This is a genomic window from Stackebrandtia albiflava (genome assembly GCF_007994225.1).
Lineage (GTDB): Bacteria > Actinomycetota > Actinomycetes > Mycobacteriales > Micromonosporaceae > Stackebrandtia > Stackebrandtia albiflava.
On the sequence record NZ_VLLL01000006.1, the window covers coordinates 406,441 to 432,665 of the forward strand.

Sequence of the window (26,225 nt, forward strand, 5' to 3'; positions counted from 1 at the left end):
CCCGAAACGTTGGAGATGACGAGCCGGGCGCGGCGGGATGTGAGCGGCCACTACCAGCGGGTACGCCTACTCCGGTGGTCGCCTTCGACCAAAAGCGACGGTCAGCTCGCGGGCCGCCACGCGGGCACCGGCGGCACCGGGCGGGGCACCCCCGGCGGCATGATCGGGATCGGCATGATCGGCTGCACCGGCGGGTTGATCTGCCGGATCGAACCGTCGGGGAACTGCACCTGGTAGTACCTGCCGTCCCACGTCGCCCGGGGCATCGCCGGGTCCGCGCCGGTGAACACCTCCCGGTACGTCAAGAGCCGTTGCAGCAGTTGCCGTTCCGTCTCCGGATCCGGTGGCGTGAAACCGCGCGCGACCGCGTCCCGCGTCGCCGACAACTGGGTCGCCAACCGCTGATACTCCCGCATCGCCTTGAACCCGGCGTCCCCCGCGACCCGGCGCGCCCACAACCGGGCCGCGCCGCGGCGCCGGTGGGTCGCCAGGGCCGCGATCTCCGGCGGGCTCAACAGGCCGGCGTCCACCAGGTCCGACAGCGCCGTCACCGCGAGCCGGGCGTCGGCGGCGCGCAGCCACAACGCCACCCCCACGACCGTGAAGAAGATCGGGACCATCACCGCCATGTAACCCGACAACAGGATCGCCGGACCCAGCGACGCGATCAGGTTCCACGCCGAGTGCAGCAGCATCGCCGCCACCACCATGCCCAACGGGATCAGCAGCCGACCGGGACCGGGACGCCGCCGCCGCGACATGCCCAGGCCGATGCCGATCATCGACGAGAACAACGGGTGCGCGAAACCGCTGAACAGGATGCGCATCACGAACGTCATACCCGTGATCAGGACCCCGCCCCCGATGCCGAAGAACTCGTCACCCTGGTCGAAACCCCGGCCCAGGTACAGGATGTTCTCCACCATGGCGAACCCGATCCCCGCCAGGCCGCAGTACACGATGCCGTCGAGGACGCCCGTGAAGTGGCGGCGGCGGAACAGGAAGATCGCGAACGGCGCCAACGCCTTGGTCAACTCCTCGATCACCGGCGCCGAGGCGATCGCCGCGAAGAAGTCCGGCCACGGCATGACGTCCTCACTGGGCCGGTCGATGTGGTCGAGGAACGCCCAGTCCACCTGTTCCAACGCCACCGAGACGGAGGTGTTGACCAGGACCGACACGCCCGTGGCGACCAGCGCCCCCCACGCGAAACAGAAGATCAGGTAACGGACCGGGCGGTGGTTGTAGCGGCCGAGCCACAGGACGCAACCGACCAGCAGCGGCACCGGCAGCACCGCCGCCGCGACCCCGATGGCGATTCCCGAAGGCGACACCGAGAACTTGATGACCCACGCGAGCGTCAACGCGCCCACCGTCGGCGGCAGGTACACGGCCAACAGCATCATCAGACGACGCCACGGGAAACCGGACCGCTCCGGCGGCGGCCCACCCGGCGGCGGACCGTACGGCGGCCGGGGACCGTTGAACGGTGGCGGAGCCGCGGGGTTCGGCTGCCCGGCAGGTGATACCGGGGCGGGGCCGGGTCCGGCAGGTGGGACGACGTTCATCGCCTCAGCCTAATCGGTACCGGGCCGCCGCCGCCCCTTCACCGGACGGTGCCCGGCCGAACCGGCCGCCCGGGGGTACCGGCGGATCCGACGCACCCAGGACCTCGGGGGCCGCCACTCCTCCACCCCGATGGCTTCAGCCTAGAACGCGTTCCGGGCGCGGCGCCAGGCCGAATCACGGCGCCTGTGGATAACCCGGCGTTGTGGACAACCGCCGAGGCCGACCGGCCGTCGTCGGCCGGTCGGCGGGAAGTGGCCACGGGTCGTGAAGCGCCGCCCGATGCGGCGGCGGGACTCGGAGGCGGTGCCGTGCCGCTGTGACCAGCGCCTCACGCCCGGCGTGTCCCGCGGACCGGTACGGGCTGGACGCGCGGGGCGGTGGCCGCTATCGTCGAGCCAGGTCATGAGTGACAGCGACAAGCCCTGGCTTGCTGTCCGGCAACCCAACTCCGCGTGGGGTGCCCCAGGTGAGGACCGGGTCCGGCGTCACGAGGCGGCGGGCAAACCGCGGGCCTGGTACAGGTCCGGCCGACCTGCCAGGAGGCGACATGTCAACGTCCGCTCTCGTCCAGCCCCGCCCGGGTGCCGCACCCGCCGAGCCCGCCGCGTGTCCTCCGGCCGGTCACGAGGGCCTGGAGACGATCGCTCCCCCGGACGTCCCGCTGTTGACCGGCCGCCGGGTCCGGTACGCCAACTTCGACTACGCCGCCAGCGCGCCGTGTTCCCGCGCCGCCGCCGAGGCCGTCGCCGAGATCCTTCCCCGCTACACCGCCGTACACCGGGGCGCCGGCTGGCTGTCGCAGGAATGCACCCGGTCCTATGAGGAGGCGCGTGCCGAGGTCGCCGCGTTCGCGGGCTGCCGCCCCGGCGACCACGTCGTGTTCACCCGGCACACCACGGAGTCGCTGACGCTGCTGGCCGGGGCGTTGCCGCCGGGGACGCGCGTCGTCGCCTTCGAGTCGGAACACCACGCGAACCTGCTGCCGTGGCCGGAACTGATCCGGCTCCCCGCGCCGGACTCGCCCGCGCAGGCGGTCAGGTCGGTGGCGGCGGCGCTGCGGGTGCTCGCCGACGACGACGCGCCCGTCCTGGTCGCGGTGACCGGGGCGTCGAACGTCACCGGTGAACTGTTCCCGGTGGCCGACGTCGTGCGGATCGCGCACCGTCACGGCGCCCGGGTCGTCGTGGACGCCGCGCAACTGGCACCGCACCGCAGGATCGACCTGGCGGGATGGGGCGCCGACTACGTGGCCTTCTCGGGGCACAAGCTCTACGCGCCGTTCGGGACCGGGGTACTCGCCGGCCGCGCCGACTGGCTCGACGCCGCGCCCCCGCACCTGCCCGGCGGCGGCGCCGGCTACTCGGTCGGCGACATCACCGGCGAGGTGACCTGGCGGACCGGACCGGCCCGGCACGAGGGCGGCAGCCCCAACGTCGTCGGTGCCGTGGCGTTGGCGGCGGTGTGCCGGGCGCTGCGGACCGCGTCCTGGTCCGACCTGGAGACTCGGGAGGAGGCGCTGCGGTCCCGGATGGCGCAGGGACTCTCCCGCATCCCGGGCGTGCGGCAACTACACCTGTTCGGGCCGGACTCGCCGCGCGTCGGGACCGTCGCGTTCACCGTGGACGGACTACCCGCCGGACTGGTCGCGGCCGCGCTGTCGGCCGAGTACGGCATCGGGGTCCGGGACGGCTTGTTCTGCGCCCACCCGTTGACGCGGCGGCTGGTGACCCGTTCCCGCGACTTCACCGGACCGACCCGGCACGCCGACGGGTCGGTGAGCCACGACCGGCAGGCGATCCGTGCGAGCGTCGGTCTCGGCAGCGACATCAGCGACGTGGACCGGCTCGTCGCGGCGGTCGGGCGGTTGGCGGCGGAGGGACCGGCGTGGCGGTACGAGGTCGTGGAGGGCCGGTACCAGCCGGTCGACGACCCGCGCCGGAACGCCCTGCCGGGCTGAGTGTGGACGGGGGTGCCGCGCCCGAAAGTGCGTGGGGGCCGCCACTCCTCCTCCCCATGGCGTCGAGCCTACGGCCGCCGGACGGTGCCGTCGAGGGGGTAGCGGTGAGGGGTGTGGAAAACCGCGGATTGTGGATAATCCGCAGTGGACGGTCATGTCGTCGGCCCGGGGGTCGGATACGGCACCGGCCCGGTCCGGCGCGTCAGCCCAGTAGCCGCCGCTTCGCCGCGCTGAACTCCGCGTCGGTGAGGTCGCCACGCCGATGGAGTGCGGCGAGCCGGTCGAGCTGACCGGCGAGGTCGACGGGACCGGTCGCCCCGTCCTCCTCGTCCGACGCGGGTTCCGGCCGGTGATCCTCGGGCACCGGCAGCAGCTCCCGCAACCGCGTGTGCACCTGGTCCCGGCTCCGGCCCACCATCGACCACTGCGGTTCACCCACCGAGACCCGTGTCGAGTCCTGCGGACTCGTCGGGTCGTACCAGACCGTCACCGGCCGGCCCACCAGTTCACGCCGCACCGTCACCGGGACGTCGTGCCGCGTCTCGAACGCGTCCATGAACGACACGACCGCCGGACCCTTCGCGTCGTGCGGATTCTCGTACCGGTGGACCCGCCCCGCCGCGGACCGCCGCCCCCGCCACGCGTTACCGACACCGCTGGTCCGCAACGCCGAAGCGAACGCGACCACCGCCTGAACGGCGGCGAGGCCACCCACCACGAGTGCCGCGATCCGCCAACCGACGACCGAGTCCTCCGTGACACCGTAATCCCGTATGGCGTCGGTGAAACCCGTCCAGACGGCGGCCGCGGCGACCAGCAACGACACGCCCGGCGCGGCACCCCTCAGCAGCGGCCAGGCCGCCGCGGCCAACGGCACCGCCAGGATCCCGCCGATCACCGGCATCGCACCCCGGAAGTCGTCGGTGCTGCACTCGGAGCCGTAGCAGTACCAGGCGACCTGGCTCGCCTCGTGGGATCCGGTGTAGAGCAGCCACCACACGACCCCGCCCAGGGCGAGCGTCAGCACGAGGTAGGCGGGCAGCGCGAACGGGAGGGGGCGGTGCTTCATGTGGGCCTCTACTCCGGGGAGGGATGCGACCGATATTAACCGCCCGTGGCGAACCGGGACCCGCGTGAAACGGAGGTCCGTCACGGGCCGCCCGGCCCGTACGGCGCGTTCCTCGAACTTGGTGACCGGCCGCCACTCCGGCCGCGGCGCCGCCCCGTCGTGCAGGTTGCGCAGCTGCGGGTCGCCGCCCAGGACCTCCATCATGACCTCGGCGTACTGCGGCCAGTCGGTGGCGCAGTGCAGTACACCGCCGGGACGGAGCCGGGACCGCAGCAACGCGACGTTCGCCGGGCGGATGAGCCGTCGCTTGTGATGCCGTGCCTTCGGCCACGGGTCGGGGAAGAACACCCGGATCTCGGCGAGCGCGTCGGGCGGGACGTGCCGGGCCAGGAACTCGACGGCGTCGCCGTCGTGGACGCGGAGGTTCCGCAGGCCGGTCTCCTCCGCCATGGCCAGCAGGTTGCCGACACCGGGCGGGTGCACCTCCACGGCGATGTGGTCCCGGCCGGGGTCGGCCGCCGCCATGGCGACCGTCGCCTCGCCCATCCCGGAGCCGATCTCCACGACCACGTCGGCGTGCCGGCCGAAGAGCTCCCCGGCGGACAAGGGCGCGGCGGGCACACCCAGCACCGGGTACAACCGGTGCAGTGCGTCGAGGTGGCGTTTACTGACGCGGCCCCTGCGGGGGTAGAAGCTGCGTTCTCCGAGGTCCTGGCTCACAGTTGATCCAGGATACGTCGCGTCCGCCGTGGCGACGGCCCTCGGAGGTGATGCGGGAGAATCACCGGCATGCGTGTTGCCGTGCTGGGGGACACCCGGATCGCCGGGCCGGACGGTGCGTGGCGTGCCGTGGGAGGGCCGGGAGTGCGTGCCCTGCTGGCGTTGCTGGCGATGGACGCGGGCGTACCGGTCGCCCCCGAGCGACTGATCGACCTGCTGTACGGGCCCGACGCCCCCGGCAACGCGGTGGCGGCGTTGCAGTCGCAGGTGTCGAGGCTGCGGCGGGAGGTGAAGCCGCTCGGCGGTGACGTCGAGTTCGGCCCGGCCGGTTACCGGCTGACGGTGCCGCCGGAACACGTCGACGCCGTCGAGTTCGACGCCCTCGCGGTGCGGGGCCGGGCCGCACTGGCTTCCGGCGACGACGTGACCGCGGCCCGGTTGCTGGGCGAGGCGTTGGAGCTGTGGCGGGGACCGGCACTCGCCGACGTCGGTGACGCCCGGTTCGCCGCCGGAAGGGCCGCCCGGCTCGCGGACCGCAGGCTGGGCGCGGAGTGCGACCGCGTGGAGGCGTGGCTGCGGCTGGGCCGGTACACCGACGCGGCGGACCGGATGCGGGACGTCACCGCGGAGCATCCGCTGCACGAGAGGTCCTGGGGCCTGCTGATCCGGGCGTTGCACGGCGGCGGCCGGACCGCCGACGCGCTCACCGCGTACCGGGAGCTGCGCACCAACCTCGCCGAACGGCTGGGCTCGGACCCGTCGCCCGCCCTGGTCGACCTGCACCGTGCCGTGTTGCGCGGGGAACTGCCGTCCGGGGCGGAGACACCGGTGAACCGGACGGGACTGCCCGCCCAGTTGACCAGTTTCGTCGGCCGGGACGCCGAACTGGAGACCGTGTCGTCCATGCTGGAACGGGAACGCCTGGTGACGCTCACCGGGCCCGGCGGCACCGGGAAGACCCGCCTGGCGATCGAGGCCGTCAACCGGTACCCCCGCGACTCGTGTTTCGTGGACCTCACCCCGTTGACCGAGCCGGAACAGCTCCCGGTCGCGGTCATCCAGGCGCTCGGTGTCCGTGACACGTTCAGCCTCCGCAACGGACCCAGATGGGACCCGTCGGAGGCGACGATGGCGTTGTCGGCGGCCCTCGCCGACCGGGACCTGCTGCTGGTGCTGGACAACGCCGAGCACGTCGTGGAGGCGGTCGCCGACCTGGTGAACCGGTTGCTGACGGGGCTGCCCCGGTTGCGGGTGCTGGTCACCAGCCGAGAGGCGCTGGCGGTCACGGGCGAGACGCTGTGCCCGGTTCCGGGCCTGGAGATGCCGCCGCCGGGCGCCGACGTCACGGTCGCGGGCGAGAGCGGCACGGTCAGGTTGTTCGCGGAACGGGCCGCGGCGGTGTCGCCGGGTTTCCGGATCACACCCGACAACCTGGACCCGGTGGTGCGGATCTGCCGGGCGTTGGACGGGCTGCCGTTGGCGATCGAGTTGGCGGCGGCACGGACCAGGTCCATGTCGCCCGCCGACATCGTCCGCCGGTTGGGGGAGGAACGGTTCGGGTTGTTGTCCCGGGGCAGCCGTACCGCCGCGCCCCGGCACCAGACGTTGCGCGCGGTCGTGGCGTGGAGCTGGGACCTCCTGGAGGAACCGGAACGGCGGCTGGCCCGCCGGTTCACGGTGTTCTCCGGTGGCGCGGACGTCGCCGCGGTGTCGGCGGTGTGCGACGAGTCGGAGCCCGAGGCGTGGGACCTGTTGACGACGCTGGTCGACAAGTCCTTCCTGGAACACCACGACGGCCGGTACCGGATGCTGGAGACGATCCACCGGTTCTGTGCCGAACGCCTGGAGGCCGCGGGTGAGGCCGGCCGGTTCCGGGACCGGCACGTCGCCTACTTCCTGGGCCTGGCCGAGGAGGCGGACCCGCTGCTGCGCGGGCGCGACCAGTTGAGGTGGGCGGAGCGGCTGCGGCGGGAGTCCGGCAACCTCGGTGCCGCGATCGCCACCGTGACCGCCACGCGGGACGCCGCCCGGTCGCTGCGGCTGGTGTCGGCGCTGACGTGGTACTGGTGGACGACGGGACAGCGCGGGCAGGGCGCCACGTACTGTAGGCGGCTGCTGCGGTGGCTTCCGGTGGGTTCGCCGCCGGGACTGCGGGACGAGTACCTGCTGTGCCTGTTGAACGCGTTGGCGTTGGAGGCGCCCGACCCGGCGTTGCAGTCCCACGTGGCCGGAGTCGGTCCGGTGATCGACATCGAGGCGGGCGTGTGGCCGGGCAACCCGGTGGTCATGGTGATGTGGTCGATGCTGGTGGGTCCACCGCAGGGCGTCGCCGTCGACGACCTCGGGCGGCGGTTGACGGTGTACCAGGAGGCCGGAGCCGACTCGTGGGCGCTGGCGGTGACGCACCTGGGGATGGCGTACGCGTGCATGTACGGGGGTTCGCTCGACGAGGCGGAACGGGAGTTCGACATCGCCCGCGCCGAGTTCGAGGCGGTGGGGGACCGCTGGGGGCACGGCAACGCGTTGGCGGGCCTCGCGACAGTCGCGGCGCGACGCGGCGCCGTCGACCGGTTCCGCGAGTTGATCGACGGGGCGGTCCGCTTGATGGAGCAGATGGGTGCCGTGGAGGAACGCGCCGAACTCTCCTGCGACGTGGCCGAACTGCTGCTGCGCACCGGCGAGTACCCGGCCGCCGCGGAGCTCTTCGGCGAGGCGGAACGGTTGACACGGGACCACGCGTCCGTGGAGGGCAGGGTCCGCGCCAAACGCGGACTCGGGGAGATCGCGCGGGTCTCCGGTGACCTCGACGCGGCGGAGCGCCTGTTGGGCGAGGCCCTGGACGCCAGCCTGGAGGGCTGGTTCTTCACGGGCCTGGCCCGCGCGAACGTACTGGTGGCGTGGGGCCGTACCGCGCTCGACCGGGGCGACCCGGTCGTGGCGAGGAGCCGTCACCGCCGGGCGTGGCGCCTGATGGCGGACCGGCGGGTCGACCAACCGGGCCTGGCGGACGTGGTGCTGGGGGTCGCGGCGTGCGACCTCGCGGAGGACCGCCCGCGGCGGGCGGCGGCACTGTTGGCGGTGGCGGGGCGGTTGCACAGCATGCCGGAGACCCGGGACGTGGAGCGGGAGCGGCTGGAGCAGCGGGTCCGCGCGGCGTTGTCCCCCGAGGAGTTCGAGGCGGCGACGGCGCGCGGCCGGGATCTCGACCAGGCGGAACTGGACGAGTGGATCACCGCTGACGGCTGATCGCCGCCGCTGACGCCGTCCCGGTGCGGCGGTCAGTCGGCGGTGAGCCCGTCGTCAGCGCGCCGGGTGACGCTGACGACATGACCGATGTATCGAGTTACGGCCCGCGCGTGTACGGCGCGGGACGACGGTGGGGGACGCTGGCGATCTCCTGCCTCGCGATGTTGTTGTTGGCAGTGGACATGACGGTGCTGCACCTGGCGGTGCCCAAACTGGTGTCCGACATGGCCCCGTCCTCCACCCAGTTGCTGTGGATCCTCGACATGTACGGTTTCGCGTTGGCGGGGCTGTTGATCACCATGGGCAACCTGGGTGACCGGATCGGGCGGAAGCGGCTGCTGCTGATCGGTTCGGCGTGCTTCGCGGTGGCGTCGCTGCTGACGGCGTACGCGACCGGACCGGAGTTGCTGATCGCGGCGAGGGCGCTGCTCGGTGTGGCGGGCGCGACCCTGATGCCGTCGACCCTGTCGATCATCCGCAACGTGTTCACCGACCCGAAGGAACGCACCACCGCGATCGGACTGTGGAGTTCGATCGGCGCGATGGGTTTCGCCCTGGGGCCGCTGGTCGGTGGCGCCCTGCTGAACGAGTTCTGGTGGGGTTCGGTGTTCCTGATCAACGTGCCGGTGTGCGCGGTGATCGTGGTGGCGGGCGCGTTCGTGCTGCCGGAGTCGCGTGACCCGCACCCGGGGAGGCTCGATCTGCCCAGCATCGTCATGTCGATCGTGGGGATCGTCGCCGTCGTCTACGCGATGAAGGAGGTCGTCGACGGCGCGTGGCGGGCCGAGGTCCTGGTGCCGGGAGTCGTCGGCCTGGCGGTGCTCGTGCTGTTCTGCGTACGGCAGACGCGGTTGGCGAAGCCGCTGATCGACGTGTCGCTGTTCCGGCGGCGGGCGTTCTCGGCGACGGTCTCGGCGACCATGATCGGGATGTTCGCCATGATGAGCATGTCGTGGATCTTCGCGCAGTTCTTCCAACTGGTGTTGGGCTGGTCGCCGCTGGTGTCGGGCCTGGCCGGCCTGCCCGCCGGTATCGGTGCCGCCAGTGGCGGCATCCTCGCGGCGAAGCTGATCCAGACGGCGGGGCGCGCGGCCGCGACGGCCACCGGCCTGTTGCTCGCCGCGGTCGGGTTCGGGTTGTACAGCCAGGTCGGGATCGACGTCGCGTACTGGTTCCTGGTGGTGGCGATGATCGTCACCGGGTTCGGTATCAGCCTGACCTTCGCGACCGCCAACGACACGGTGATGGCGTCGGTGCCGCGGACCCGGGCGGGCGCGGCCTCGGCGATCTCCGAGACCGCCACCGAACTCGGCGGCGCGTTGGGTATCGCGGTGCTGGGCAGTGTGTTGAGCGCGGCGTACCGGTCGAACCTGGCGTTGCCGGAGGGGTTGCCCGCCGAGGCGGCCCGGCACGCCGAGGACGGCCTGGGGACGGCGTTGGAGGTCGCGGCGGGACTGCCGGGCGAGACGGCGGGCCGGCTGACCGAGACCGCCCGTGAGGCGTTCATGTCGGCGTTGTCGGCGACGACGCTGACCGGCGCGGCCGTCCTGGTCGTGCTGGGGGTCGTGGTGCTGTTCACGATGCGGGGCATTCCGAAGGTGCTGGACGAACCGGAGCAGGACGACCCGGCGGCCTTGGCGCCTCCGAAGGAGGTGGCGCCGCCGTCGTACCGCTGACCTGCGGGACCGCGCGGTGAGACGACCGCGCCGGGAGCGAAATACCGGGGCCGGAGGTGGCGTGACACGTCCCTCCGGCCCCGGTCGCGCGCGGATGTCGGCGGCCCGGGGTTCGTGGCCGGTGCCGGTGCCGGTGCCCGAGCACCGGACGAGCCGCGAGCCGTGAGCGCCGGACGGGCCGCAGGCGCCGGAGTCGCGGCGCACCGGCCGGACCCCACCCCGACCGGGGGCAAACCACCCCGATGTCACGAAGCGTCTCAAATCGGGTGAAAAGCCGTCAACCCGTTATTCAGCGGGGCTTCAGGTTCGTGACCGGTGCGGCCGGGCTCGCCGTCACTCCCACGCCCACCGGAACGGACGAGGGCACGCAAGACACGCCCACCGGACGAGTGCACCGCAAGACCCGGCCACGGCCAGCAACCGCCACCGTCCGCAACCGCCCCGGCCGGTCACCAGTCGGGGCGCAACGGCATCCCGGACTCACCGTCGGGGCCGTGTTTGATGCCGAGTATCTGGTGCAGTTCGATGTGGTCGGATTCGAAGCCGAGCCGGGACCCCACCAGGTAAAGCCGCCACGCGCGGGCGGTCTCGTCGCCGACGAGTTCGATCGCGGAGTCCCAGTTGCTCTCCAGGTTGGTGACCCAGTCGGTGAGGGTGAGCGCGTAGTGCTCCCGCAGGTTCTCCTCGTGCCGGACCTCGAAACCGGTGTCGTGCATGTGGGACACGAGCCTGCCGGGTCCCGCGAGACCGCCGTCGGGGAACACGTACGTGGAGATGAACCCGCCCCGGGTGATCGCCGGTCCCTTGTTGTGGGGCTTGGTGATGCAGTGGTTGAGGAGCCGGCCCCCGGTGCGCAGTTTCGCGTACAGTGCCGCGAAGTAGTCGGCGAGGTTCTCCGGCCCGACGTGCTCGGTGAGCCCGATGGAGGACACCGCGTCGAACCGGCCCTCCTTGACGTCCCGGTAGTCGGCGAACCGCACCTCGGCGAGGTCGTTGAGCCCGGCGTCGTTGATGGCCTTGGCGGCCCACTCGGCCTGTTGGCGGCTCAGCGTGACACCCAGCGCCTTCACGCCGTAGTGCCGTGCCGCGTGCATGACCATGCCGCCCCATCCGCAGCCGACGTCCAGCAGCCGCATCCCCGGCCGCAGCCCGAGTTTGCGGGCGACGAGGTCGTGCTTGGCGTACTGGGCGTCGGCGAGCCGGGTCTCGGGTGTCTCGTAGACGGCGCAGGTGTAGGTCATCGACTCGCCCAGGATCAGTGAGTAGAAGTCGTTGCCGACGTCGTAGTGGTGGGCGATGGCGGCGGCGTCGCGGGCCTTGGAGTGCCTGCGTCCGGCGAGACTGGCCTCGCGTTGCGGGAGCGGCGGACGGCGCAGCAGTTTCAGGCCGCCCAGTCCCCTGAACAGCCGCAGGTACTCCATCGGCGGCAGTTTCACCTCCATGTACCACAGTGACCTCATGGCCTGGTACAGGTCGCCGACGACGTCGAGTGCGCCGGTGACGTAGGCGCGGGCGAGCCCGAGTTCCACCTTGCGGGCGCTGGCCAGGTAGTTGAGCGCGCGGGGCTGCCGCACGTCCAGGATGGGCAGTCCGCCGTCGGCGGCGACGCTGCTGCCGTCGTAGGCGCGGAAACCCACCGGGGGGTCCGCCCCGTAGATCCTGGTGAACACCTCAGCGAGTCGCATGATCTCCCACCACCTTGTCGTACAGTTCGGGCATTCTCCGGTCGGGGTCGTAGCGGTCCTTGACCGCGCGGTACGCGGCGAGGTCGTAGCCGCGCCAGAACTCCTCCCGGTCGTAGTGGACGGTGGAGTAGAGCGACTTGTGGCCGCCGTGCGCGGCGACCAGTCGTTCCACCTCCCGGTTGAAGTGGTCGTCGGGGGCGTCGGCGGGCAGGGCGGCGGTCGCCCAGAACCCGAAGTTGACGTACGGTTCGCCGGCGGGCAGCGGGTACAGCGGCCAGCGGCGGTCGTCGGCGGTGCGGAGCGGGCAGATCCAGACCGGCCGGATCGGGATGCGGGCGCAGAACTCGTCGAAGAACGCCGCCGCCGCCGGCAACGGGATCTCGACGTCCTGGATGACGGCCTCCCGGCGGCCGCCCCGCAGCCGGGACAGTGTCCGGCTGAGTCCGACGCGGCGGTCGAGGCCGACGAGCCGCCGGTACACGTCGGACCGCCGGTAGGGGCGTGGCCACAGTGGCCGGATGAACCGGTTCTGCACGCCGAACGCGGCCGAGCACCAGAACCAGTCGGTGTCCCACCGCCACAGGTAGTCGTGGATGGTGAGGCGGTCGGTGTCGCGTTCCCGGATCGACCGGTAGTAGACGGCCTGCCCGGTGTAGTCGCTGGTGGGGCCGGGGGCGTCGTCGAAGCGGCCGGTCGTGAGGTAGAGCTCGCCGGTGTCGAATCCGACGCCGTCGACGAAGTCGACGGCCGGGTCGTCCCACAGCCGGGCGAGGGCGTCGAAGGTCTCGGCGGCCGAGTCGTGGCGGTGGTGGGTGAGCGCGACGGCGTTGCCGACCGGTTCCAGCCGGATGACCAGCCGCACGGCGTACCCGAGGGTGCCGTAGGAGTTGGGGAACGCCTGGAACAGCGCGTCGTCGTCGGTGACGGTGACGAGTTCGCCGGAGGGCGTCAGCACGTCCATGGTGATCACGGACTCGTGTGGGAGCCCGGACCGGAACGACGTGGACTCGATGCCGAGTCCGGCGACCGCGCCGCCGAGTGTGATGGTGCGCAGTTGCGGCACGACCGCCGGCATGAGCTTGTGCGGCAGGGTCGCCGCGACGAGTCTCTCGTAGGTGATGAGTCCGCCGGCCTCGACGGTGCGGGCGTCGGCGTCGAGCGTGATGACGGTGTCGAGGCCGTCGACCGGCAGGCCGGGGACGCGGTCGCGGGCACCGAATCGGAACAGGTTGGAGCTGGGTTTGCCCAGCCTCACCGGCGATCCGGGCGGCAGCGACGACATCGCCGCACGCAACCGGTCGACGGCGGCGTCATGGGCGCTACGGCACATGACCAAACGTTAATGCATGTGGACGACACTGACGCGGCTTCGACGACTCTGCCCGGTCACGGAACGTTCAGTGGGTGCGGCGCAGCCTCACCACGGGGATCTCCCGGGTGGTCTTGCGGCGGTAGCCGGCGTAGGGCGCGAACACCTCGTCGAGGTGCGGCCACACCCGGTCCCGGTCGGCGGGTGACAGGTCCTCGGCCTCGGCGTCGAACCACTCCGGGCCGACGCGCACCCGTACCCGGGGGTCGGCGGTCAGGTTCCGGTACCACTGCGGGTGCCGGTCGGCGCCGCCGTTGGAGGCCACGATCAGCAGGTCGTCGCCGTCGCGGCCGTAGATGAGGACGGTGCGGTACCAGTCGCCGGAGCGGCGGCCCCGGTGGTCCAGCAGCAGGCACGGCGCGCCGTGGATGGTGGTGCCTTTGGTCCCGCCGGACTCCTCGTACAGGCGGGCCTGGTCGGCGACCCACTTGGTGGGGCTGAGTTTGACGGTCACGGTTCCTCCTGTGTCGAGTGGTGTCGAAGGAGGCCAAGGCGGGCGGCGGTGCCGGTATTCCACGGTAACGGTGTGAGGACGGCACGGCCGGGTATCCGGCCGGCCTCCAGTTTCTCGAAGACGGCGGGCGCCTCGGAGAGCGGGTGCCGTTCCACGGTGACCTTGATCCTGCCGCGCCGCGCCAGCGACATGACCTCGTGGAGGTCGGCGCGGGTGCCGCCGTAGGGTTTCACGATCCCGGCTCCCCAGGGGAGTCCGCCGGGCGGGCCGTCGGCGGGGAACGGGAGGGTGCCCCGGCCGAGGCCCGCGACGACGATCTGCCCGAACGGGGCGATGGTGTCGGCGGCGAGCCGCAGGGTGGGTGCCACGCCGACGAAGTCGAACACGACCTCGGCGCCGCGGCCGTCGGTGGCGTCGAGGATGTGCGCGGCGGCCTGTTCGTCGGAGGGGACGGTGAGTTCGGCGCCCAGTTCCGCGGCGTGACGCAGTTTCGACTCGTCGAGGTCGACGGCGATGACCCGCGCGCCGGTGGTGGCGGCGAGGATCTGCACGGCCATGTGGCCGAGTCCGCCCACTCCGACGACGACGGCGTTGGACGTCGGCACCAGTTTCGGCCGGGCGATGTCGACGGCGTGGTACGGGGTGAGGCCGGCGTCGGTGAGGGGCGCGGCGTCGACCGGGTCGAGGTCGACGAGCGGGACGAGGAACCGGGCCTTGGCGATGACGTACTCGGCCATGGCGCCGTCGTAGCCGAGCCCGGGGCCGGGGACGATGCCGCGTTTGTACACCTCGCAGTAGTTCTCGTACCCGGACGCGCAGGTGTGGCACTGTCCGCATCCCCAGCACAGGTACACCAGGACGGGTTCGCCGACGTCCCAGCCGGTGACGCCGGGACCGAGTTCGGCGATGCGGCCGCTGACCTCGTGCCCGATCGTCATGGGCAGTGGTTGCCAGGCGTCGGCGTGCAGGATGTGGAGGTCGGAGTGGCACACGCCGGCGCCGGCGACCTTGAGCAGCACCTCGCCGACGCCCGGGGTGGGCTGGTCGACGTCCTCGAACCGCGCGGTGTGTACGTCCGTGAGTCGGTATGCCTTCATGGCGTCGATCCTGGCGTGCGGTGCGGCGCGGGGCGGGCGTTTTCCGCGAATGGGGCATTCCGGACGTGACGGGCCGGGTGGTCGTGGGCGCAGTTGCGCCGGTGGCCGGTGTGTCGCACGGGGTCCGGTAATCGGGCACGCGGCGCGCCGGGGCGTGTCAGGGTGAACCCGAAGGCGGCGTGAGTGCCGCGAACGGAATCGCATTCAGTGAGGAGGCGATGAGCATGACCAACGCGCGCGACATGATGCACCTGGGTGCGACGTGCGTCGACATGGACAGGACTCTCGCCGAGGCCGCGCGGATGATGCGCGACCAGCAGGTCGGTTCACTGCCGATCTGTGGTTCGGACAACCGGTTGCAGGGGATCATCACCGACCGCGACATCGTGGTCAAGTGCATCGCCGAGGGCGGTGACCCGAACGAGGTGACGGCCGCGGAGATGGCCGGCGGTGATCTCGTGTGGATCGACGCCGACGCCGACTCCTCGGAGGTGTGCCGCGTCATGCGGGATCACAAGATCCGGCGTCTCCCCGTGATCGCCGACCGTGAACTGGTGGGGATGATCAGCGAGGCGGACCTCGCGGAGCACCTCGACGAGGCGGAACTGTCGGAGTTCGTTCACGACGTGTACGCCGCTCCACCCAACAACTGAGCGGTGGCGGGGCGGCGCGGGTGCCGCCCCGCCCTGGTTCAGATCCCGCCCAGCACCTCGTAGTGCCGCAGTTCCTCCATCGCGTCGTGGAAGCGCCCGACGTGCGCGGTGAACTCCTCGAAGTCGGCGTGTCCCCGGAAGCCCTCGGTGTGCCCCTCGCGGGAGTCCCAGATGATTCGGACGGTGTGGACGCCGGGATCGTCGAGGCAGCGCGCCACCTCCAGCGACCGGTTGTGCGGGTTGCGGCGGACCAGGGGCGCGGCGGCGGCCCAGGCGTCGGCGAACTCGTCGATCCGGTCGGGGTGGAGCCGGTATCGGATGTATTCGACTATCACGGCGTCACACCGTGGCCCTGTCGAGCCGGAGCGCGCCCGAGGGGCACGAGTCGACCGCCCGCTCCACCCGGTCGTGGTACTCCTCGGCGGGTGTCACGTCGGACACCAGGACACGACCGTCCACATCGTCCTGGTCGAACAGTTCGGGGACGGTGAGGGCGCACATCCCGGCACTGACACACATCTGGCGGTCGACTCGGATTCGCACGGTTTCACTCCTGTCGCCACGTGACCGGAAGTTCATGTACCCCATAGAGTCCCATATCGGAACGCATCGGTACAGCCTTCGCGTCGACGGCCAGTGCCAGTCCGGGGAGCCGCCGCAGCAGGGCGTCGAAGCCGATGCGCATCTCCGGGCGCGCCGGTTGCTGCCCGAGGCACTGGTGGACGCCGTGGCCGAACCCGACGTGCCCGGTGCCGGGCCGGGTGACGTCCAGCCGGTCGGGTCCGTCGAACCGTCGCGGGTCGTGGTTGGCGGCGGGCACCGAGACGGTGACGTTGCTGCCGGCGGTGACGAGTCGCCCGTCGATCCGGACGTCGGCGGTCGCGCACCGCGTCGGACCCATGTGGACGATCGACAGGAACCGCATCAGCTCCTCCACCGCCTGCGGCATGAGCGCGGGACGGGCGCGCAGCAGTTCCGCCTGATCGGGGTGTTCCAGCAGGGCGAAGGTGCCCAACGCGAGCATGTTCGCGGTGGTCTCGTGACCGGCCAGCAGCATGAGGAAACCGACGCCGGCGAGTTCGGCGTCGTCGAGTTCGCCCGAGTGGACGAGGGAACCGAGCAGCCCGTCGTCGGGTCGCCCGCGTTTGCGGTGCGCGGTGCGCAGCATGAACGCGCCGATGCGTTCCCGTGCCGCGATGCGTTCCTCCACCGGTACCCGCAGGTCCATCAGGGTGTGCGAGTCGGTCTGGAACCCGTCGCGGTCGTCGTAGTCGACGCCGAGGAGTTCGCAGATCACCAGGGACGGGACCGGCAGCGCGAACTCCGCGACCAGGTCGGCGGGTGGGCCGGCGGCGAGTACGGCGTCGATCCGTTCCGCGACGATCGCCTCGACGCGGGGCTCCAGGGCGCGCATCCGCTTCACCGTGAACTGTCCGGTGAGCATCCGCCGCAACCGGGTGTGGTCGGGCGGGTCCATGTTCAGGAAGAAGCCCGGTTGCGTCTGCGGTCGTTCCTGAGTGGGCAGTGGCGCGTCCAGCGGAGAGTGCAGCAGTTCGGGACGGTTGGAGAAGTGGGGGCTGCTGAGGACCTCCCGTGCCAGGTCGTGCCCGGTGACGAGCCAGCCGCGGTGGCCGTCGGGGTAGATCATCGGACTGATCGGGTGCCGGTCGCGCAGCTCGGCGAGCCCGGTGGCGGGTGCGAACCGGTCGTCGCGGCGCATGGGCAGCCCGCGCAGAGGTCGAGGTGTGTCGGCCATCGAGGAATCCCCTCGGGTGGAACGAACTCCCGGCCCGTGGCCCTTCGTCGCGGTGCCACGGCCCGCGGCGTGCGCCGGCGGTGTATGTCGACTCCCTGCGCGACCCCGCGTCAACCTAGTGGCGTCCTGGACACCGGACAATGTGATCGAGCCTGAAAACCCTGTGCCCCAATGTTTCTGGCATGTCCGGTGGAGACGGCGCCCGACCGGGACGGTCCGTCCGTTCCGCTGAGGACGGTAGTGGTGTGGCGTGGATAACATTCAAACGTGCACCCTCGGTCGTCGCACCCTCACCCCGGTCAACCCCAGGACACACGTGGCCACCGCCTCATGGTGATGAGCCTGTGGCTCACCGTCGTCGGCATCGTCGTGGGCGCGGTCATCGGCCTCGCCCAGATCGCCGGTGCCGGTAAGGCCCGCACCGACACGCCCGCCGACACCGCCGGGCAGCCGCAGACCTCCACACCGCCGCCGACCCCCACCGACTGGGTTCCCAACGGCTCCCAGGAGACCTACCTCAACATCCCGGAATGGGACCCCGTCGCCTGCCCGGCGTTCGTCGTCGACTTCGACGTCGCGCGCGGTGACGAATGGAAGGGCGGCGTCCGCGCCCTCGCCGACACCGTCTCCGACCGGGGCAGCGATCTCATCTGGACGTTGTGCCCGGACGGATTCCTGACGGTCACGGGCCGCGGCGAACTGTCGTGGTCGGCGGGCGGCCTGGCCGACACGGCCACCCCCGAGGCGTGCGACGTCCTCGCGGGCCGGAACCGGCAGGACGGCTGGACGTTCGACGGCGGCGATTCGCACCCGTCGGCCGGCGAGGTGCTGTGCATCCGTACCGACGACGGCAAGATCGCGCGTGTGGCCGTCGACGACGTCCAGTCCGATCCGTTGGCGGTCGGCGTGGCGATGGACGTGTGGTCACCGGGGGCGACGGACCACCCGTGACCGTCCGGCCCGGTGCGCACCGGCCGTGCCGACGGTGTGGCGAACAGTCGCCACCGCGTGGCGACAAGTCGCCATGGCGACTTGTCGTCGCAGCTCAACCCGCCGTCCGGCGGTGATCTTCTGGGAGGGTTCAGTCCGGGAGATCCCGGTGGCCACACCGGACGACGCGTACCAGGCCGCCCTGCGGGCGGTCGTGAGCCGGGGCGCACCGGCCGGGGACGGCCGCCGGGATCCTCCAGCCCCCACCCCCAGAGGCCCGGCGTGCCCGTGGCCGGTGCCGGTACCCGGCCACCGGAACGACGCCCCGCCTCCCGACCGGCCGGAGACCACATGTCCGCAAGACCCGCCCGGCGCCGCATCGGCGCCGGACTAGCCGCGGCGATCACCGCGGTGACGGGTGTGGCGTTCACCGCCGCGCCCGCCGCCGCCGATCCGCCCGCACCGACCGCCACCAGCAGCGCCGTCACCCTTATCACCGGTGACGTCGCGGTCGTGGACGTCGCCGCCGACGGCACCACGTCGGCATCGCTCACCACCACCTCCGACTACTACACCCGCATGTCGGGCGGCGACGTGTACGTCATCCCGGTCGAGGCGGAGGCCATGCTGGCCGCCGGGACACTCGACCCGGAACTGTTCAACGTGACCGGGTTGGTCCGGTCCGGTTACGACGACGCGCACCGCGACGACATCCCGCTGATCACGACGGGGCCGACGCCGCGCACCGCCGGACTGTCCAGCACCGGCACCCTGTCGTCGATCGGCGCGACCGCCGTCACCGTCGACAAGGGAGAGGCCGGGGACGTCTTCGACTCCTTCGGCCGCAGCCGTTCGTCCTCGGGGAGGATCTGGCTGGACGCCAGGGTGACCGGGTTCGACCTGGATCCGACCACCGGCGTCGAACAGACCGGCGCCGACGAGGCCTGGGATCTCGGCTTCGACGGTGAGGGCACCACGGTCGCGATCCTCGACACCGGCGTCGACGCCGACCACCCCGACCTGGCCGGGAGGATCACCGCGTCCCAGGACTTCACCGGTGGTGGGAACCCCTCCGACCACGACGGCCACGGCACCCACGTGGCCGCGACCGTCGCCGGTACCGGCGAGGCCTCCGACGGCTCCCGCGCGGGCATGGCGCCCGGAGCGGACCTGGTGGTCGGCAAGGTGCTCGGTGTCGGTGGTGGCCAGGCGTCCTGGATCATCGCCGGCATGGAGTGGGCGGTCGCCCAGGGCGCCGACGTCGTCAACATGAGCCTGGGGACCAACGTCCCCACCGACTGCACCGACCCGATCGCGGAGGCGACCCGCGCGTTGACCGAACAGGACGACACCCTGTTCGTGCTGGCCGCCGGCAACGCCGGCCTGCGAGAGACCGTGACCTCGCCCGGTTGCGTGGAGACGGTCCTGACCGTGGGCGCCGTGGACGCGGACTCCCAGACCGCGTCATTCTCCAGCCGGGGACCGACGTTGGGTGACCTGCGGGTCAAGCCCGACATCGCCGCGCCGGGCGTCGCGATCACCAGCGCCTACGCCGGCAGCCCCGGCGGCAACCACTACCGGCAGATGTCGGGCACGTCGATGGCGGCGCCGCACGTCGCCGGCGCCGCGGCACTGGTGCGGCAGGCACACCCGGAATGGGGAGCCCGGCAGATCAAGGAGGCGTTGACGTCGAGCGTCAAACCGGACGCCACCGGCACCGTCTACGAACAGGGTTCGGGTGAACTGTGGGTGCCCGGCGCGATCGAGTCGACCGTGCAGGCGACCGCCAGCGTGAAGGTGGGCGGCTTCCTGTGGCCGCACAGCGGCACCGAGACCGCGCGCAGCTCCATCACGTACACCAACTCCGGTGACGAGAACGTGAAACTGTCGTTGAAGGTCACCGACCTGGTGGGCGCCAACGGCGGCAAGATGCCCAAGACGGCGCTCCAGGTGGCCGCGAAGAAGGTGACCGTCCCCGCCGGTGGTTCCGTGACCGTCCCGGTGGTCGTCACCGACGTGACCCGCAAGGTCTCCGCCGACTCGTTCGGTGAGATCAGCGCCCGGATCGTCGCGACCGGTAAGGGCGTGCAGGTCACCACCGCCGTCGGTTACTGGCTGGAACCGGAGACCGCCGAGATCACCGTGAAGGTCACCGACCGGGCCGGACAGCCCGCCGCCTCCGGTTTCCTCGACGTGTTCCACATGGACGAGGACCGGTTCGAGGGCTACTACTTCAACGGTCAGGACGTGGTGCTGCGCGCCCGCGTCGGGACCGTGTCGATCTCCGGGTTCGTGCGTTCCGCGTCCGGCGCCGACAAGTCCTACACCTACGTCGGCGACCCGGAGATCGAGATCACCGGTGACACGACACTGCGGTTCGACGCCCGCGACGCCACCCGGATCAAGGTGACGACCGAGCAGGCCAGCCAGGCCCGGGCCGCGACACTGCACTACACCCGCAACGACGAACGGTGGCTGACCCTGGGATCGGTGTACTCCGGTGACACCGACGTCGCCATGTACGCCCTGCCCACCGAGGGCAAGGTCAAGAAGGGGGACTTCGGTTTCGGCAGCTTCTGGCGTATGTACGCCGACGGTGTCGCCACCGAGGCCAGCCCCTTCGTGTACAACCTGGGATTCACCGAGACCGGGAAGGTGGGCGCGCGTCAGCGGTACGACGTCGCCGACGCCGACCTGGCGACCGTGTCGGAGAGCTTCTACGCGCAGCGGGAGGCCGGCACCTACTTCGACACGATCAAGACCCTGTCGGCGGCGAACGAGCAGGTGTTCGTCGGGACCGGGATGCAGCCGGTGACGACACCGGCGGAACGGACCGCGTACTACAGCGCTGGCATCCCGTTCCAGCAGATGGGCATCGGCAACGACTCCCGGCTCGGTGCGGACATGATGTTCGACCCGTTCCGGGTGTACGAGGCCGGAGAGACCCGCGAGACCGTGTGGAACCGGCTCCCCACCAACACCGGTGTGTGGACCGACCTGTACGGCGCCCCCGGCCGGATCGCCGAACGGCAGGGCGACCTCATGGGCTTCTCGTTCGCGCCGTTCAAGGACTCCGAGGGCCGTTACGGCCTCGGCGGCTTCGGCGACGTCGGCAACCTGCGGTTCTTCGAGAACGGTGAACTCGTCGGTGAGAACGCCTGGCCCAACGGGCAGGTCGTGGTCTCCGGCGACCCGTCCACGCGTTACGAGGTCCAGGTGACCCAGTTCCGGATGCGGATGCTGAACGGGCAACTGCCCGGCACGCACATCGGTCTGGCCACCCAGTCGGTGTTCGGTTTCGACTCCGAACGTCCCGCCGGTGAGTCCGTCGCGGCGCTGCCGATCCTGATGCCGACCTACGACATCCCCGTCGACGGGTACAACCTGGTGCCCGCCGAGGGCGTGACCCCGGTGACGGTCGGCTTCACCGGCCAGGACGGGTTCGACCCGGGTGAGATCGTCTCGTTCACCGCGCAGGTGTACTACGACGAGATCGACCTCATGGCCGTGGAGAGCCTGGCCGAGTACGACTGGGCCGACGTCGAGGTCGAGTACCGTGACGGCGCGTGGCGGGCCCTGGTGGACAACACCGGGCACGCGGGCGCGTACCCGTCGCTGCACATCACCGCCACCGACGCCGACGGCAACAGCGTCGACCAGTACGTGGTGCGGCTCTACGGCGTCGCCTGAGGTGCCGCCGTCCCACGACTGGGCGGCCCGGGAACTCCCCGGGCCGCCCGGTCCACGTCCACACGGGTTTGGTGTTCGGCGGCGGTTTGCTCCATACTCCTGGACTGTGAAGCTGACCGCGTTGGGCATCCCGCCAGACCAGGAACGGGCCTACCGTGCCCTGGTGGCGGGCGGCCCGACCGACGCGGCCGGGTTGTCCGGAGGCATCGACACGACCCCGGTACGGGCGGCGGAGCTGCTGGCGTCGCTCGCCGACGCCGGGCTCGCCACCCGGGAGAACGAGCGATTCCGGGCCGCGCCACCGGAACTGGCGTTGCGGGCGCTGCTGGTGCGGCGCCGCGACGAACTCGGCCGCGCCGAGACCGCGTTGGCGGAACTGGCCGAACTGTTCCGCAGCCGCGGCGACGCCGGTTCGGTGAAGGACCTGGTGGAGGTCGTCACCGGCGCCCAGGGCGTCCGGCAGCGGTTCCTGCAGTTGCAGAGCGGCGCCACCCGTGAACTGCGGGCCTTCGTGAAACCCCGTCCCCTGCTGGTCACCGCCGAGGACAACCCCGCCGAGTCGGAGGCCCTGGCGCGCGGCGTCACCTACCGGGTCGTACTGGAACGGTCGATGCTGGAGCAGCCCGGCATGCTCGCGTCCATCGCCGACACCCTCGCCGCCGGTGAACAGATCCGCGCCACCGGGACGTTGCCGCTGCGCATGTTGATCGCCGACGGTGAGATCGGCCTGGTGCCGTTGGCGGCGTCGGGGGAACCCGGCGCGGTCGTGGTGCATCCCAGCGGGCTGCTGGACGCGTTGACCGGACTGTTCGACCTGGTGTGGGAACGCGCCGCCGAGGTCTTCGACGCCGGGGAGTCCGGTGAAGCGCCCGGTCTCGACGACCGGATCGTCGCCCTGCTGCTGCAGGGGTTCCCGGACAAGACGATCGCCAAGCAGTTGGCGGTGTCGCCCAGGACCGTGCAGCGGCGCATCAAGGAGATGATGGACGCCGCCGGCGCCGACACGCGGGTGCAGTTGGGGTACTGGCTGGCGCGTCGCCGGTGAGTGCCCGGCCCCACCCGGCCGGACGGCGGTGACCGCCGGCGGCGACGGCAGGCATACTGGCGTGAGCCGATCGGCGGGAGGAACCCTTGTCACCGTCAACCAGCGACGGACCCGTGGCGGAGTCCACGCGCGAACACCACCTTCAGCATGTCCTGGGGGCCTGCTTCGGCGCCCTCGCGCTGGGCATGGTGGTGGCGACCGTCCTGGGCATCTGGTTGCAGTCACCGGGCGGGCCGGTCGTCATCCCCGACCCGGACAAGCTGGTGCGGGGCGGTTGCGCCGTCCCGTTGAGCGAGGACCAACCCACCGACTACATCGGCATCGCCTGCGACGACCCGGACGCGACCATCCTGGTCCTCGACCTGGTGGGACCGGTGGAGGCGCCGGGCCGCCCCGGCTGCCCGTTCGGGACCGACCAGATCATCCCGGTCTACGAACCGCCGATGCTGGAGACGCCGGAACCGTCGGAATCCGGTGAGGAGCCGGAGGAACCGGTCGTCGACGAACTGATCTGCGCCCGGAACCTGTACCCGCCGCACCCGGGCGACCCGGGCGCGGGCGGTGGCCTGCTGGTGGCGGGCGACTGCGCCGCCGTCGTGGAGGACCTGGTCGTGGAGACCCCCTGCGACGGCAGCGGGGAGTACGCCGCCGAGATGGAGGTGCTGGCGATCGTCGGCGACGCCGACGACTGCCCCGACGGCACCGAGACCGGCCAGGAGCCCACCGGCGACGTCTATCCGATGTGGCCGGACCTGCTTCCGGAGGAACCGGGCCAGGAGTTCATCTGCACCCGCGTCCACGAGGTGCCCGCCGTCGACTGAGCCGGGCCGGTCGCCTCACCGCCACGACCCTCGCCCGGTGCGCGGTCACGTCCAGCGGAAGTACCAGGCGCGGGAACGGATCATGTGCACCGCCAGGTCGTCCAGTGTCGGTACGCCCGCCGCCAACAGGTCCGGGCAGTAGGCGTGCACCTGCGACGCCGCGGTCAGGACGTCGTCGTCGCCCGACGGCGGATTCGGCACGTACAGCTCCAGGATGTCCCAGGTCATGGACACCAGTTCCACCTCATGGCGTTCGTGCCACATCCGCAGGACCGCGGCGTGCTCGGCACCGTAGAGCTCCCAGTTGGTGGAGCCCTTCCACGGCAGCAGCGCCGGGATCTGCCAGCCGTGCTCGGCCTGCACCATGCCCAGCAGCCCGTCGCTCTTGGGCACGGCGAAGTCGGAGTCGCCCCGAGTCGGGAGGATCGGCACCCCGCGCGGCGGTTCACCGGCCTCGGCGGCCTTGTCCGACAGCAACGTCACCGCGTCGATCTCGTCCAGGCGGGACAGTTCGTCCTCGCCCTCGTGGAGGACGCCCTCCCCGTTGTCCAGCCAGTCGTCGGCCGACCCCAACAGGACCGGCAGCCAACCCGTCTTCTCGTGGACCTGACGCACCTGCAGCCACCAGCCGAGCGCCTCGCTGGCGCGGACCCCGAACGCCCACAACTGGACGTCACCGCGCTGCACGATCTTCTGCATGTGGGGGACGGTGATCCCGGCGTCCCGCAGCGCCGCGCGCGGCGAACCCGCCACGTCCAACGGCAGCGCCGGATTGGCGGGCGTCCGCAGGCCGTCCTCCGGAGGCGGCGGCGGTTCCAGGTCCAGCAGTTCCCGGCGCGGCCGTTCCGGAACGAAGTAGTCGAGGTCGCGGGTCACCGGTGTGCCCTCAGCGTCACGGGTTTCGCCTTCCGTGCTGTCGGGGGCGGACGGTTCGGTGTCGGTGTCGTCGGGCGCGGTGTCGGGCGAGGGGCGCGCCTGCGGGACCGGTGCGGGCGCCGGCGGCGCCGGGATCTCACCGGTGGTGTCGCCCGGGAGCGGGGCCGCGTCCTCCAGGACGGCACTGGAGCGGCCGGTCGTGGGCGCGTCCGGGGACACGTTCCCGGACGCGGCCTCGGGGTCCTCGGGCCGCCCCGTCCCGTCGGCCGGCGCGGCGGTCTCGGGCACCGCCGGATCCGGCGGCGGCGTGGGCTGTTCGTCGCCGCGACGCCCCAGTAGCTTCTGCAGGATTCCCACGGCTTAGATGATGCCGGTTGCCGACGGTGTAAGGCAAGGCGACTCCGTCGTCGCCGCGGAACGGGCGGGGAGCACACGCACATCGGGCATTGTGGATGATCCAAACCGGGTGGTGGTGGGCGGGGGCACGGTTCAGCGGCGCGGCGGGCGGCGGCGCTTCTGCACGGCGAGTCCGAAGACCCACGCCGCCGCCAACAACACCACCAGGATGAACAACAGTTTGAACACGGTCAGGCACCCGCCTCGGTCGCGGCCTTGCGCAGGCGTTCCAACGTGGGCCGCTTGGCGGTGACGGTGTCGCCGCTGGAGATCCCGTTGATGCGGCGCCTCACCCACGGCGCCAGGTGTCCCCGGGCCCACTTCAGGTCCTCGCGTCGCCGGGCCGTCCAGGGCGCGGGCGTCGCCGGCGGCGGTGCCGCGTTCCACGCCTCGTCGGCCTCGACCTCCAGGGCGGCGCACACCATCGCGGCCACCCGGGCGTGCCCCAGCGGCGACATGTGAAGCCGGTCGTCGCTCCACATGGAACGGTCGTTGAGGGGGGTGTCGCTCCACAGGTCCACCAGTACCGACGAGTGACGTTGGGCGACCCGCCGCACCGCGTCGTTGAGGCCGGACAGCCGTGTCCTGATCAGGTGGGCGGCCGGCAGCCCCGGCGGCGGCAGGGGCGAGGTGAACAGGATGACGGTCGCCCCCGAGGCGGTCAGTACCCGTACCGCCTCGTGCAACCGGGTGCCGAGCCGCTGCGGGTTGAAACGACGGCGCAGCGCGTCGTTGCCGCCCGCGACGAAACTGACCAGGTCGGGACGCAACCGCAGGGCCGCGGGCACCTGTTCGTCGACCACCGCGTCGAACAGCCGGCCCCGGACGGCCAGGTTCGCGTACCGCAGTTCCGGACGGCCCAGGCTCAACCGGTCGGCTACCAGGTCGGCCCAACCCCGGTAGCGCCCGTCGGGGCCGAGGTCGTTCATGCCCTCGGTGAAGCTGTCGCCGAGAGCCGCGAAACCGTTGAATCGATGCGTCATTCGCTCGCTCCTGTCCCTGCCGGGTGCCGCATTGCCAACAGTGCCAGTCGGCTGGCGGTGCCACGCCGGACGGATTGTGCGTTCACAGGGCGACCGGAGGGCGGGAGGCCGGGGGCGGGTGAGGGGCGCCGGCGGCACCGCCGCGGTCGGGTCGTTCACCGCGGGCGAGCACGTGTCTATAGACAATGCGCCGAAAAGATAACGAATCGGTCTCGCGCGCCCTTCGATTCCGC

The 26,225-nt window shown here is 71.6% G+C and carries 18 protein-coding genes, 1 pseudogene and 1 riboswitch; of the genes and pseudogenes, 8 read left to right on the forward strand and 11 right to left on the reverse strand.

Going from position 1 to position 26,225, the window contains the following annotated elements:
- Positions 1 to 101 precede the first annotated feature (101 nt).
- Entirely contained in the window at positions 102 to 1,406 is a 1,305-nt protein-coding gene (locus LX16_RS12670; protein ID WP_147138458.1) for a PrsW family intramembrane metalloprotease, read from the reverse strand.
- Positions 1,407 to 1,967: 561 nt separating this feature from the next.
- Positions 1,968 to 2,082, forward strand: a riboswitch (SAM riboswitch).
- Between the two features lie 34 nt (positions 2,083 to 2,116).
- Here LX16_RS12670 and LX16_RS12675 point away from each other — a divergent pair.
- Positions 2,117 to 3,526 carry an aminotransferase class V-fold PLP-dependent enzyme gene (locus tag LX16_RS12675; protein ID WP_147138459.1) on the forward strand — a complete coding sequence of 470 codons (1,410 nt, stop codon included), beginning with the start codon at positions 2,117 to 2,119 and terminating at the stop codon, positions 3,524 to 3,526.
- A 1,129-nt stretch (positions 3,527 to 4,655) separates the two neighbouring features.
- On the opposite strand, the pseudogene trmB reads toward LX16_RS12675, so the two are convergent.
- A pseudogene (trmB, locus tag LX16_RS28245) lies at positions 4,656 to 5,315 on the reverse strand (tRNA (guanosine(46)-N7)-methyltransferase TrmB); the annotation flags it as partial.
- Between the two features lie 69 nt (positions 5,316 to 5,384).
- Here trmB and LX16_RS12685 point away from each other — a divergent pair.
- Together LX16_RS12685 and LX16_RS12690 are read left to right on the forward strand one after the other, a co-directional pair.
- Positions 5,385 to 8,561: an ATP-binding protein gene (locus tag LX16_RS12685; RefSeq protein ID WP_147138463.1), complete on the forward strand. Its 3,177-nt coding sequence runs from the start codon at positions 5,385 to 5,387 to the stop codon at positions 8,559 to 8,561.
- An 80-nt stretch (positions 8,562 to 8,641) separates the two neighbouring features.
- Positions 8,642 to 10,237, forward strand: coding sequence for an MFS transporter (locus LX16_RS12690; protein WP_147138465.1), 1,596 nt, complete (start codon positions 8,642 to 8,644; stop codon positions 10,235 to 10,237).
- Positions 10,238 to 10,686: 449 nt separating this feature from the next.
- Here LX16_RS12690 and LX16_RS12695 read toward each other — a convergent pair whose 3' ends face one another.
- From LX16_RS12695 to LX16_RS12710, 4 genes are all read right to left on the reverse strand, one after another.
- Complete coding sequence (locus LX16_RS12695; protein ID WP_147138467.1) at positions 10,687 to 11,922, reverse strand: class I SAM-dependent methyltransferase; 1,236 nt, start codon at positions 11,920 to 11,922, stop codon at positions 10,687 to 10,689.
- Complete coding sequence (locus LX16_RS12700) at positions 11,909 to 13,252, reverse strand: FAD-binding oxidoreductase (RefSeq protein ID WP_147138469.1); 1,344 nt, start codon at positions 13,250 to 13,252, stop codon at positions 11,909 to 11,911. The genes LX16_RS12695 and LX16_RS12700 overlap by 14 nt, the downstream gene beginning before the upstream one ends.
- Positions 13,253 to 13,319: 67 nt before the next feature.
- Positions 13,320 to 13,745: a nitroreductase family deazaflavin-dependent oxidoreductase gene (locus LX16_RS12705; RefSeq protein WP_147138471.1), complete on the reverse strand. Its 426-nt coding sequence runs from the start codon at positions 13,743 to 13,745 to the stop codon at positions 13,320 to 13,322.
- Positions 13,742 to 14,842, reverse strand: a complete 1,101-nt coding sequence (locus LX16_RS12710; RefSeq protein WP_147138473.1) for an NAD(P)-dependent alcohol dehydrogenase — start codon at positions 14,840 to 14,842, stop codon at positions 13,742 to 13,744. The genes LX16_RS12705 and LX16_RS12710 overlap by 4 nt, the downstream gene beginning before the upstream one ends.
- A 224-nt stretch (positions 14,843 to 15,066) precedes the next feature.
- Here LX16_RS12710 and LX16_RS12715 point away from each other — a divergent pair, with 224 nt between their 5' ends.
- Positions 15,067 to 15,495, forward strand: coding sequence for a CBS domain-containing protein (locus LX16_RS12715; protein WP_147140739.1), 429 nt, complete (start codon positions 15,067 to 15,069; stop codon positions 15,493 to 15,495).
- A 38-nt stretch (positions 15,496 to 15,533) separates the two neighbouring features.
- Here LX16_RS12715 and LX16_RS12720 read toward each other — a convergent pair whose 3' ends face one another.
- The 3 genes from LX16_RS12720 to LX16_RS12730 are packed head-to-tail and all read right to left on the reverse strand — an operon-like array spanning position 15,534 to position 17,251.
- The gene (locus tag LX16_RS12720; RefSeq protein ID WP_147138475.1) at positions 15,534 to 15,830 is read right to left on the reverse strand and encodes an antibiotic biosynthesis monooxygenase family protein; all 297 of its coding nucleotides are present in this window, start codon (positions 15,828 to 15,830) and stop codon (positions 15,534 to 15,536) included.
- A 4-nt stretch (positions 15,831 to 15,834) separates the two neighbouring features.
- Positions 15,835 to 16,038 carry a ferredoxin gene (locus LX16_RS12725; RefSeq protein ID WP_244615816.1) on the reverse strand — a complete coding sequence of 68 codons (204 nt, stop codon included), beginning with the start codon at positions 16,036 to 16,038 and terminating at the stop codon, positions 15,835 to 15,837.
- Between the two features lie 4 nt (positions 16,039 to 16,042).
- A complete protein-coding gene (locus LX16_RS12730; protein WP_147138478.1) occupies positions 16,043 to 17,251 on the reverse strand; it encodes a cytochrome P450 in 1,209 nt (402 codons plus the stop codon).
- A gap of 330 nt (positions 17,252 to 17,581) precedes the next feature.
- On the opposite strand from LX16_RS12730, the gene LX16_RS12735 reads away from it, so the two are divergent.
- The 4 genes from LX16_RS12735 to LX16_RS12750 all read left to right on the forward strand — a co-directional run bounded on the left by LX16_RS12735 (position 17,582) and on the right by LX16_RS12750 (position 23,737).
- The gene (locus LX16_RS12735; RefSeq protein ID WP_147138480.1) at positions 17,582 to 18,202 is read left to right on the forward strand and encodes a hypothetical protein; all 621 of its coding nucleotides are present in this window, start codon (positions 17,582 to 17,584) and stop codon (positions 18,200 to 18,202) included.
- Positions 18,203 to 18,532: 330 nt separating this feature from the next.
- On the forward strand, positions 18,533 to 21,871 hold the full coding sequence (locus tag LX16_RS12740) for a S8 family serine peptidase (RefSeq protein ID WP_147138481.1): 3,339 nt from the start codon (positions 18,533 to 18,535) through the stop codon (positions 21,869 to 21,871).
- 106 nt (positions 21,872 to 21,977) lie between these two features.
- Positions 21,978 to 22,916 (forward strand): helix-turn-helix domain-containing protein, encoded by a 939-nt coding sequence (locus tag LX16_RS12745; protein WP_147138483.1) that lies wholly within the window; start codon positions 21,978 to 21,980, stop codon positions 22,914 to 22,916.
- An 86-nt stretch (positions 22,917 to 23,002) separates the two neighbouring features.
- Positions 23,003 to 23,737: a hypothetical protein gene (locus tag LX16_RS12750; RefSeq protein ID WP_211354486.1), complete on the forward strand. Its 735-nt coding sequence runs from the start codon at positions 23,003 to 23,005 to the stop codon at positions 23,735 to 23,737.
- Positions 23,738 to 23,782: 45 nt separating this feature from the next.
- Here the strand turns inward: LX16_RS12750 and LX16_RS12755 are convergent, their stop codons facing one another.
- Together LX16_RS12755 and LX16_RS12760 are read right to left on the reverse strand one after the other, a co-directional pair.
- Complete coding sequence (locus LX16_RS12755; protein WP_147138487.1) at positions 23,783 to 24,970, reverse strand: DUF4253 domain-containing protein; 1,188 nt, start codon at positions 24,968 to 24,970, stop codon at positions 23,783 to 23,785.
- 230 nt (positions 24,971 to 25,200) lie between these two features.
- The gene (locus LX16_RS12760; RefSeq protein WP_147138490.1) at positions 25,201 to 25,992 is read right to left on the reverse strand and encodes an SGNH/GDSL hydrolase family protein; all 792 of its coding nucleotides are present in this window, start codon (positions 25,990 to 25,992) and stop codon (positions 25,201 to 25,203) included.
- Positions 25,993 to 26,225 lie beyond the last annotated feature (233 nt).

Excerpts from the sequence above, each read along its gene's own strand:
- LX16_RS12670 (WP_147138458.1), bottom strand. The coding sequence starts at position 1,406 with ATGATGCTGTTGGCCGTGTACCTGCCGCCGACGGTGGGCGCGTTGACG.
- LX16_RS12675 (WP_147138459.1), top strand. The coding sequence starts at position 2,117 with ATGTCAACGTCCGCTCTCGTCCAGCCCCGCCCGGGTGCCGCACCCGCC.
- LX16_RS12685 (WP_147138463.1), top strand. The coding sequence starts at position 5,385 with ATGCGTGTTGCCGTGCTGGGGGACACCCGGATCGCCGGGCCGGACGGT.
- LX16_RS12690 (WP_147138465.1), top strand. The coding sequence starts at position 8,642 with ATGACCGATGTATCGAGTTACGGCCCGCGCGTGTACGGCGCGGGACGA.
- LX16_RS12695 (WP_147138467.1), bottom strand. The coding sequence starts at position 11,922 with ATGCGACTCGCTGAGGTGTTCACCAGGATCTACGGGGCGGACCCCCCG.
- LX16_RS12700 (WP_147138469.1), bottom strand. The coding sequence starts at position 13,252 with ATGTGCCGTAGCGCCCATGACGCCGCCGTCGACCGGTTGCGTGCGGCG.
- LX16_RS12710 (WP_147138473.1), bottom strand. The coding sequence starts at position 14,842 with ATGAAGGCATACCGACTCACGGACGTACACACCGCGCGGTTCGAGGAC.
- LX16_RS12715 (WP_147140739.1), top strand. The coding sequence starts at position 15,067 with ATGACCAACGCGCGCGACATGATGCACCTGGGTGCGACGTGCGTCGAC.
- LX16_RS12730 (WP_147138478.1), bottom strand. The coding sequence starts at position 17,251 with ATGGCCGACACACCTCGACCTCTGCGCGGGCTGCCCATGCGCCGCGAC.
- LX16_RS12735 (WP_147138480.1), top strand. The coding sequence starts at position 17,582 with ATGGTGATGAGCCTGTGGCTCACCGTCGTCGGCATCGTCGTGGGCGCG.
- LX16_RS12740 (WP_147138481.1), top strand. The coding sequence starts at position 18,533 with ATGTCCGCAAGACCCGCCCGGCGCCGCATCGGCGCCGGACTAGCCGCG.
- LX16_RS12760 (WP_147138490.1), bottom strand. The coding sequence starts at position 25,992 with ATGACGCATCGATTCAACGGTTTCGCGGCTCTCGGCGACAGCTTCACC.